Annotated in this window: 10 protein-coding genes and 1 tRNA gene; 2 read left to right on the top strand and 9 right to left on the bottom strand. The window is 35.5% G+C overall.

Annotation, left to right across the window (positions count from 1 at the left end):
- Window positions 1-76 precede the first annotated feature (76 nt).
- Window positions 77-160: transfer RNA gene (locus P0N36_RS13415), tRNA-Leu, on the top strand.
- Window positions 161-325: 165 nt separating this feature from the next.
- Here the strand turns inward: P0N36_RS13415 and P0N36_RS13420 are convergent.
- From P0N36_RS13420 to ruvA, 8 genes are all read right to left on the bottom strand, one after another.
- Complete coding sequence (locus P0N36_RS13420; RefSeq protein ID WP_275843367.1) at window positions 326-778, bottom strand: NUDIX hydrolase; 453 nt, start codon at window positions 776-778, stop codon at window positions 326-328.
- Window positions 779-908: 130 nt separating this feature from the next.
- The gene (locus P0N36_RS13425) at window positions 909-2,324 is read right to left on the bottom strand and encodes a peptidoglycan D,D-transpeptidase FtsI family protein (protein WP_275843368.1); all 1,416 of its coding nucleotides are present in this window, start codon (window positions 2,322-2,324) and stop codon (window positions 909-911) included.
- A 6-nt stretch (window positions 2,325-2,330) separates the two neighbouring features.
- Complete coding sequence (locus P0N36_RS13430; RefSeq protein ID WP_275843369.1) at window positions 2,331-3,716, bottom strand: FtsW/RodA/SpoVE family cell cycle protein; 1,386 nt, start codon at window positions 3,714-3,716, stop codon at window positions 2,331-2,333.
- Window positions 3,717-6,050, bottom strand: coding sequence for a U32 family peptidase (locus P0N36_RS13435; RefSeq protein WP_275843370.1), 2,334 nt, complete (start codon window positions 6,048-6,050; stop codon window positions 3,717-3,719).
- Between the two features lie 106 nt (window positions 6,051-6,156).
- Entirely contained in the window at window positions 6,157-6,561 is a 405-nt protein-coding gene (locus P0N36_RS13440) for a cell division protein ZapA (protein ID WP_275843371.1), read from the bottom strand.
- Window positions 6,562-6,688: 127 nt separating this feature from the next.
- Entirely contained in the window at window positions 6,689-7,219 is a 531-nt protein-coding gene (locus P0N36_RS13445; RefSeq protein WP_275843372.1) for a winged helix-turn-helix transcriptional regulator, read from the bottom strand.
- 23 nt (window positions 7,220-7,242) lie between these two features.
- The gene (ruvB, locus tag P0N36_RS13450; protein ID WP_275843373.1) at window positions 7,243-8,244 is read right to left on the bottom strand and encodes a Holliday junction branch migration DNA helicase RuvB; all 1,002 of its coding nucleotides are present in this window, start codon (window positions 8,242-8,244) and stop codon (window positions 7,243-7,245) included.
- A gap of 42 nt (window positions 8,245-8,286) precedes the next feature.
- A complete protein-coding gene (ruvA, locus tag P0N36_RS13455) occupies window positions 8,287-8,892 on the bottom strand; it encodes a Holliday junction branch migration protein RuvA (protein ID WP_275843375.1) in 606 nt (201 codons plus the stop codon).
- A gap of 296 nt (window positions 8,893-9,188) precedes the next feature.
- On the opposite strand from ruvA, the gene P0N36_RS13460 reads away from it, so the two are divergent.
- Window positions 9,189-9,530: a DUF1292 domain-containing protein gene (locus P0N36_RS13460; protein WP_275843374.1), complete on the top strand. Its 342-nt coding sequence runs from the start codon at window positions 9,189-9,191 to the stop codon at window positions 9,528-9,530.
- 129 nt (window positions 9,531-9,659) lie between these two features.
- On the opposite strand, the gene P0N36_RS13465 is transcribed toward P0N36_RS13460, so the two are convergent.
- Window positions 9,660-10,228 (bottom strand): DUF1456 family protein (locus tag P0N36_RS13465; RefSeq protein WP_442957193.1); only part of this gene is annotated, 569 nt, incomplete at its 5' end.

Consider the following 10,228-nt stretch of genomic DNA (forward strand, 5'->3'; position numbering starts at 1 on the left):
AAATAAATCTATTGCGTTTTACTATTTTATATGATATTATATAAAAACGTCATCAGCACTTACATAATATACAACTGCGGATATGGCGGAATAGGCAGACGCATCAGACTCAAAATCTGACGCTGGTGACAGTGTGTGGGTTCGACTCCCACTATCCGCATTTAATAAAAGTTTCAATAGATTTCGAATTAGTATTAATCACACCAGACACATCCGACTTTTTAAGAAATTAAACAAGGTTTGACGTGTTTTTTTATGCGCCTAGAGTAAAATAAAAGAAACCTCCTATGAGATTTCTTTTATTCCTAATTGATACGCTTAATACTTACATATATTTCTTATTGCCCCACATATTAGAGCGTCTTAGTTCTAAGAATTCACTATAAGCCAATTCTAATATGTGCTTTTCATTGGTGAACTTAAGCATGTGAATGGCTTCATGATACTTATAGTACCCTGAATCAACAAAGTACTCTTCTTTTTGTGGTTTGGTATAGTAATTGTTCGCTTTCATCAAATACCAATTGACATCTTTTTGAATTTGTTCATTTGCAGCCATAAAAGAATACTGACTTTTACCAAGATATTTGATGATTTGAGCACTTACACCCGCCTCCTCTGCAACTTCTCTAAGGGCGGTCTCCTTATACTCTTCATTTGGCTCAACTGTACCTTTAGGCAATACCCATGCATCATACCTATTTTTATAGTTTTTATAAAGTAACAATATTTTGCCTTTATGAATTACAACCCCACCACAACTTACAGCTTCTTTCATAAAATCAGCCTCCTCGTTTATGGGTGCTCTTCATTTACTTGACTTTACGTTGATTGCCAAGCCATTAAAAGATTGATTGAACTTAGTATACCTTCATTCTTAATAACTTTCAACCTTTTTAATACTTTCACTATTTTTCAATAAGGTATGCTTCAAGTAATGCTTTTGCTATCGGTACCGCATGGGTGGATCCTGTTCCTACATTTTCAATAACGATGGCTAAGGCAATCTTAGGTTCTTCAATAGGTGCGTAGCCTACATACCAAGCATGGGCAACGCCTGTCGCATTTTCAGCTGAACCGGTTTTACTTGCAACTGTATATTGACTGTTGTTAAGTTGTTTTGCTGTTCCCTCTTCACTGGTTTTCTTCATGAAACTTTCAATCAGGTCAACATGTTCTTTGGATATAACCCTGCCGGCATCTACTGACTTGTGTTCACGTACAATCGATTCATCTGTTGCAACAACTTGACTAACCAAATAAGGCCTAATTAAGTGACCATCATTGGCCAATATAGACACCATGATGGCATTACTTAGTGGTGTGACCAGGGTCTTTCCTTGACCTATAACGGTCTCTGCTCGCTCAGAAGCTGACATATGATCCTTGATACCATACCTGCTATTGCTTGTTTCTAATTCCAACTCTATCTTTTGATTGTAGCCAAACATCTCAACCAAACGATGGAGCTGATCTATATCCAATTGTTCACCGATATGTGCAAAAGATGTATTGCAAGATAAAGAAAAGGCTTCCTCAAGGGTCACCTCTCCGTGAACCGCACTGTTATAGCAATGAATGGTCTTCCCACCAAAAGTATCTTTACCTAGACATTCATAGATAAAATTATCTGCTTCACGATTTTGCAAATAAGCCAAAGCTGTCAAAATCTTAAATGTAGAGCCCGGTGGATACAAGCCTTGAGTGCCACGGTTTAACAAGGTTGCTGAAGCTTCATCCTTAAGATAAGTACTATAATTATTTGAAATCATATTAGGATCAAAATCCGGTGTCGATATCATAGCAAGTATTCTTCCCGTATTAGGTTCAATAGCAACGATAGCACCTTTGTTATTGCCAAGTAAAGTTCTACCCAGCTGTTGCAGTTCCAAGTCAAGCGTTGTAACAACTGTATGCCCTATAGGTAGGTCATTGGTAAAACCTTTCATGAATTTATCCCAGAGATTCTCTTTTGTACGAATCAAATCTAAATAGCTATACGCTTCAATGCCTGTTTTTCCGTAACCCATATAGCCAATCACATGGGAAAATAAGGATTCATAGGGATACATACGCATTTGTTGATGATCCTGAATCTTGCTGGTTGCCAATATATGTCCATTACGGTCTACTATATCGCCTCTAATAACACTACTTTCGATAGCTTTAAGTCTTGGATTATAGTCATTAACAACCAAATTGTCACTTTGAAAAACAACATAGTATATAATGTTTAGGCCTAAAATAAAGAACATAATAACGATTAGGGTTCTTATTCTTTTTAAAGGTTTATTTCTTTCTTCTAGTCTTTTTCTTAAATTCATAAGTCTTTAAGCCTCACAGTTTTCTTCATCAAGCAGCATCTGTTCAATTAGTTTTTCGTTTTTACGTAAGATTTCTTTTTTCAGATGTCTATCTTCATTCATTTTTATACCCTGTAATATACCCAACATAATAAATGTGGATACAAGGGATGAACCGCCATAACTTACAAAAGGTAGTGTTACACCGGTTAGGGGTATAGCCTTGGTCACACCACCTATAATTAAAAAACTCTGGACAGCTATGATGATTAAAATACCTGAGCCCATCAAAAAATTAAAATCGTTTCGAGATTTTTCAATCATTTGCATGCCAAATAGAAAAAAATATACAATCACAATGATGATACCAAGTCCAATAACCAAACCTAGCTCTTCCACAATCGCTGAGTAAATAAAATCAGTTGTAACCACCGGTATTCTGTTGGGAAGACCCAATGTCAATCCACGCCCAAACAGTCCACCATTACCTATTGCAAATAAGGATTGTGTTATCTGATAACCGGTATGATCAATATCGGAAAAAGGATCGATCCAAGTATCAATTCGGACCCTCACATGCCAAAAAAATCGGTAAGCAAAAAAACCGCCCAGCATCGTCATGATGGTACCACCAATAATATACAAACGATTTCTTGTATATACATAACTCATCAGTATGAAAACTGAGTAAAATATAAGTGCTGATCCTAGATCTCTTTGATAGACTTGAATAATTACCATACCAAGAGTAATGGTACCGGTTACAAATAAAGATAACTTTTCATGTTCATGAAATTGCGTCAAAGTAGAAGCTAAAAAAACGATGTATAATATCTTAACAATTTCAGAGGGTTGAAAAGTAAAACTACCGATACGCATCCAGTTTGTTGCGCCGTTAATGGTTTCATTGGTCATGACCAGCATGAGGATTGCTAAAATTACCGATGGCACACCTAGATACTTGATAAAATTTAATCGACTGTACAAATAGACAACACCAAAAACGACTAAATAAGCCAAGCAAGCAAGATAGAATTGTTTGAGACCCAAATTTATGCTCAGCCTACCTAATAGGATAAAGCTGATAACAAGTAAGAACTGACCAATACTCCATAATGGGAGAATGGTTTTATTCATATAATGGTTAACAATATGACCAGACAACAAAATTAAGCCAATCTGTCCTAAATAAATCATAATCACTTTGTATTCAAAACCATAATGATAGAGTAAGACTGTATAAGCCACCAAATGGAAAAAAAGGATGATAACCGTCTGAAGCCTATGATAATCATAGGCGCGTTCAGTGTTTTTATGTTTAATAAGAGAAAACTGAATGGCTAAGATACTAATATAAGCCATGGTTAAGAGTGATAGGCATAAAGCTACCAAACCAACATAAAATTCAAACATTTATTCAACACCTTTTGTATAGTGACCTCTAGTAAATACCATTGACATCTCTTGTGCCGGTATTGTCGACTTACACGTTACAGCATTTAAGACTTTTACCATGTCTTCTTTGCTTTCATTCAAAAATTCAACTCGAAAATGCTTAAGACCCATTTCCTTCATTTCATCAATTTTATCAATTAAATAATGAGGTACACCGTTGTATATCTGATTGTAACATAGCTTACATACTGTCTCTACCGGTACTTTCATGCCTTTACGGTCTTCTAAGTATATAATCTTACCGTTTTCTTTATTACAATCATCTACGGATTTTCTTACACATTGTGCTGTGGTCATGACATTCATATGACCATAAACAATACACTCTGCCTTCTTAAGAGGTAGCTGTTTCATTTCGTATTTGTTTAATTCCAATGATGGCACGTACCCATCTGATAATTCTTTGAACATCAAATGGTTGGCTGTATGTTGATTCATAATGGAAAAACCATAATCATAAACCAGTTTTTTACCAAAAGGTAATGCATGATAATAAGCATCTATGGATCTTAATAGGAAGCCATCAATTTCATCAATCAAACTTTCTTTCAAGATAGAAATCATCGTTTCTTTCTCATGCCTTAAGATTTTAGGAACTGCAATGTATACCTGTGTAGGCCGATCTTTGTAGAAGTTGATAATCTCTAGAATCTGTTCTTCACTGAAATTCAAATGTTCAATGTAAACCCTTTGTACACTGTAGTCTTTTAGTATTTCAAATTGATAGAATTTCCTTAACAAAACCGTTATATTTCTGTGATATGAAGGTGTGTTTTCAATTTTAATAACACTCACGGGCATATATGGTCTTTTTTTTACGATTGTATTCAGACCGAGCCATTTTTCAAAACCTTCACGGCGAACGGCGTTCAACTGTCCCATGGACATAAAAACGTCACCAGAAATATGAACCCGAATATGTTTTATCTTTATAGGGTATTGTGCTACCTTTGAGAACTGCTTTTCAACGCGCTCCGGCACAAGGCTTTGGCTTTTTGCTTCTTGAACCAAATCACCTATCACACGAACTTCTCTGTTTTCATCTTTGATGATCATTTCAATTGGTTTATCCACCTGCATCACAATCTCAATATCAACACCCATATGATGTATATTTGATTGGTTTTCTAACAGTCTGTTCTCAAGTTCTATACTTTTTATCCGTCTTACTTCTTGACCTATCTGTATGGGATGATCCGAATAGATAATATAGTCGCTTTTCGTGTTTAGTTGTGCTATCCAAGAATAATAGTCACCTTGATCAAAAGCTATTTCCAGACAATCTCCGATTCTTATTTTTTCAAATAACGTCAATGCATACTGATTCCCATTTTTCACCTTAACTTTACCGATAACTCTACCTTGGTGCTTTGGCTGATCAAAGGTAATCATAGAAGGACCATTATGTTGAAAATAGTAACCATTGGTGAAATTGCCTCGATTAAAAATCTGAAACATATCATCCAGATCGCTTTGTTTAATATTAATAATACCTTTTTCTAAATATGTATCTCGATAATGTCGGTAGAGACCGGTCATCAAACCAACGTATTCCTTCGATTTCATACGGCCTTCAATTTTAAAAGAATCAATGCCGGCATCGATAAGTTCCGGCAAAACTGTCAATGTCTCAATATCTTTAGTACTTAGCACATGAGACTTATCCCATTCTCTATCATTTATGATGGCTTTATACCCTAATCGACAAGGCTGTGCACATCGGCCTCGATTCCCACTTCTACCACCCATAAATGAGCTCATGAGGCATTGACCTGAATAGCTATAACATAAGGCACCATGAACAAAAGTCTCGATCTCAATTTTAGTATTTTTCTTGATGTAAATGATTTCTTCAATAGATAATTCTCTTGCTAAAACCACCCTTGTAATTCCCATATCTTCAAGGAACTTAACACCTTCAATACTATGACTATTTAGCTGAGTACTGCCATGGATTTCTATATCGGGAAAAACCCTTTTTAACAATGCAATAACACCAATATCCTGAAGAATAAAAGCATCTACGCCTATATTATACACTTCCAAGATATGGTTTATAAGTACGTCAATCTCTTTTTCTTTGAATAACGTATTCACTGTATAGTAGATTTTGACACCAAAAATCCTTGCATATTTAACTGCTTTTTCTAATGTCTTCAAATCAAAATTTTTAGCATACGCCCTTGCACCATAGCTTTCGCCTCCTAGGTAAACAGCGTTGCATCCACTATGTACTGCCGCTATAAATGCTTCATATGAACCTGCAGGTGACAGTATTTCCGGTCTAAACATGTTAACTTAAGCCTCTTTCATTATGTAACATCAAATCACAATCAAAAGTCCATCAATGTTTGTACTTTTACAAAACAAATCCGGACTTTTTAGGTATCATTTTGTTTTAATTGTTTTCTTCAAAAATTCGGATGTACTCATCCAGTTCCTTTTTATGGGTCTTTACTTCGTTTTCTAACAGAGTGATTTTTGAAACCAAATCATTTTTTTCTTGATCCGACTTGAAAATCTTTTCTTTTAGACTGGCAATAACCTGGTCCTTATCTTTGGATTCATTCTTCATGAGATTATTCAAGTCTCGTTCTTTAAAGAGTTCATCTGCAATATTAATGGCAAGAAGTACGTTTAATAATCTCGTGTTTAAAAGCTGTCCGTTATCGGAATGTTTTATCTCATCCATCTTATTGTTAATGTATAAAGCTACCCTTTGGATGTACTCTTCACTTTCATCACCGGATAAGGTATAGACATTACCGTTAATCAATACTTTAGTATTATTCTTTGGCGACACTCAAAAGCCCCCCTGACTTTATTACGGCTATCCAAAAGGATATACCCATTATTGTTATTTCAAGTATCCCAGTTAAGGGAATACGGAGTAATTATTAGAAAAATTATAGCATATAATCTTAACCTATTCAATTAGCTCTACCAGAATGATTCAATAAAACATTCACAACATATCGGTCAGATTCTACTGTTTCCTTATTCCATACCAATACTCGATGGGATATGCTGGCATCTACCTGGTCTATGGATTCGATGGTCTCATAGTCAATAGCTGCCCTTCTCTTATACTCAATCAAGCTCATTTTGATTAATTTGAACAAGGCATCTTCTTCTCCATACAGATAGAACATGAATACGCCTTGCCTTACCGATTCCTCAATGACTTTTTTTGCCTGTGTCCTAACTTTGCCAATAACCTCATACCCATCAACTATAAAATCATACAAAAGATGCGCCTTCAAGAGATCACCGGTTGAAGTTATTTCATAGATATAATGGTTTGGCGTGATTGCTCTGGATACGATATGGTTATTATCAATTAATTTTTGTAACAGACCATTCACTGTTCCAAGTGAATAACCTGTACGTTTGGCTAATTGTCGCTGACTGATATCCGGTATTTCTTCAATTGTAAGCATTATACGTAATGTCTTATCCATAATGAATTCACCATCTCACCCTGTTATTCTTCTTTTACAACATAACCAAGATGTTTATAACAATACGGTGTTACCATTCGACCTCGTGGCGTTCTATTTATGAACCCAAGTTGCATTAAGTATGGTTCATACACCTCTTCAATGGTATCCGATTCCTCACCAATGGTTGCTGCAATTGTATCAAGACCAACAGGCCCCCCGTTATATTTTTCTATCATTGTTTTTAATATTTTGATGTCATTTTTATCTAAACCACTCGCATCCACATCCAATAGATCCAAAGCGTATTTTGCTACCTCTAAAGTAATGACACCATCGTACTTGACTTGTGCAAAATCTCGAACTCTTTTCAAAAGTCGGTTAGCCAGTCTTGGTGTACCTCTTGATCTTCTGGCAATTTCTTTTGCACCTTGATGATCAATTTCAACCTCTAAGACCTTAGCTGAACGATTAACGATTTTAGTTAATTCGTCATTATTATAAAACTCCAACTTATGGATGACACCAAAACGATCTCTTAATGGCGATGACAGAAGTCCCATTCTTGTAGTAGCACCGATTAACGTGAACTTGGGTAAATCTAAACGTATGGATCTTGCTGAAGGCCCTTTCCCAACCAATATATCAATAACATAATCTTCCATCGCCGGATACATCACTTCTTCCACTTGACGATTAAGCCTATGAATCTCATCTATAAACAGTATATCATTTTCTTGTAGATTATTGAGTATGGCTGCCATATCTCCCGGTTTTTCAATAGCAGGCCCAGATGTCACCTTGATATTGACCCCCATTTCATGACCGATAATATTGGCAAGAGTTGTTTTTCCAAGACCTGGCGGACCATAAAATAGAACATGGTCCAAAGGTTCTTCTCTAAACTTTGCAGCTTGTATGAATACTTTTATATTATCCTTAGCCTTCTGCTGACCTATATATTCATCTAGTAGCTTAGGCCTTAATGTGGTCTCGATATGGATATCCTCTTCGACGAGCTCAGTGGTAATAATCCTGTTGTTCATATTTTTCTCCTCACAATCAGCCATAATATTCTAATCACCCTTCTAGAACATGGCTAATTTTTTTAAGGCTTCTTTTATAACGGCCTCAACGCTATCTAAATCATGTAACCCTTTAACTGCATGTATGGCTTCATGGCTTGAATAGCCTAAAGCAACCAAAGCTTCAACGCCTTCGTCAGCATACCTAAGTGAAGGATTTATAGTTTTTTCCGTAACAGATCCATCCATACCGTCTTCAAAATCAATGAGTTTAAGCTTATCCTTCAAATCAAGGATCAGTTTCTGAGCTGTTTTCTTTCCAATGCCCGGTGCCAAACAAATGCGGTTCAGATCATTGCTCATAATAGCTACCCTAAGTTCATAACCGGTCATAACAGATAAAATACCCATAGCGCCTTTTGGCCCAATACCATTTACAGTAATCAACTTCTTGAAAATCTCCATGTCATCTTTAGTAATAAACCCAAATAAAACCATAGCGTCTTCTCTTACATATAGATAGGTATAGATTTTAATAGATTCACCAATGTTTGGTAATTCTTTAAAAATGGAGCTTGGTACCTGAATAGAAAATCCCACGTGATTGGCTTCAATCACAATCATGTCTTCTGAAATCTCTTCAAGCAGTCCTTTTATATATGATAGCATATTCCCGCCCTTTTCCTGTCCAACACTTAAGCAGTGTTCATTTCTTATACGCCAAGGACAATTCCCTTTACGTTTAGCCATATTTCTTTCAATGGTGTTCAATAATTAAATGCCTATCTATAATAATACTTAAAAGATTTGAAATAGTCAATCCTTCAGCCGAAAACTCATTCATAGTTTTTTAATATCTTTATTAACCGCTTAGTTTGACCCCATCAAATAGATTGTGTTATAATGAATCCATTCAGACATACCCGTTGAATAAATCCAATGAATTTTTAATAAAGGAGAACAAAATGAGCGAAGATAATATGAAAGATTTAAGTAATGATAATTGTGGAGATGGCTGTGGATGCGGACATGATCACGAGGAACACCATCATGACACCATCACATTAACCATGGAAAACAACGAACAGGTGGAATGTGCCGTACTTGGTATTTTTGAAGTTGAAGATCAAGAATATGTAGCTTTACTTCCAGAAGACAGTGAAGATGTCTTCATATACATCTATAAAGAAGATGAAGAAGGCGAAATCGAACTTGCAAACATAGAGTCACAAGAAGATTTTGATAGAATTTCAGCTGCTTTCCTAGAAATCATGGAAAGTGAAGAAGAAGAAGAAGAAGAAGTATAGTTAACCATACCCCTTTAATACAAGAAAAGAAGAAAAAGCAAGGACCTGTAAGAGTGTCTTTGCTTTTTTATAATGGTTAGAAAGATAATTTAATTAAGAAAACCTTCTTTTCACCACTTTTCCAAAAATTTATTCTAGATCATCCCTATATTTAAGAGAAAGGCCCTTTAGAAACCTTCTAGCATATTTATCACCACATTCACGATAATGTTTGTGTCCTTCTTTTCTAAACAAAGCGCCTAACTCAGCTTTCCCTATAGTCTCACCTGCCAATTCAAAAATCTCCATAACATCATCACTTGAAAGAGCTAAGGCGATTTTTAATTTTTTTAGCATAACATTATTGACACTACCTGAATCTTTCATGGCTAGAATTGGCTTTTTACCTTGTTCTGTTCCTTCTTGACGCCCTCTTTTAAATATAATCAAGCCATTAAAAAATGCTTCTAGCATTTTATGGTTGCATTTTATATGAGCGTCTTCCGTTGCCTCTGATGTTGCGTCATGACTTTCCACTTCATCATAGTAGCTGTCTTTCGAACGTGTTAACAATTTCAACACTTCTTCTTTAGTAAATTCAATACCACCAAATTTGAATATATCTATCATTTCTGTATTTTTTATATCTAAAGCATAGCGCACCCGTATTAAAATATCATTATTGTCCATTTTATCCTCCGATGATTTATAGTGTGTTT

This window comes from Petrocella sp. FN5 (genome assembly GCF_029210395.1).
In the GTDB taxonomy this organism is placed as follows: Bacteria; Bacillota; Clostridia; order Lachnospirales; family Vallitaleaceae; genus Petrocella.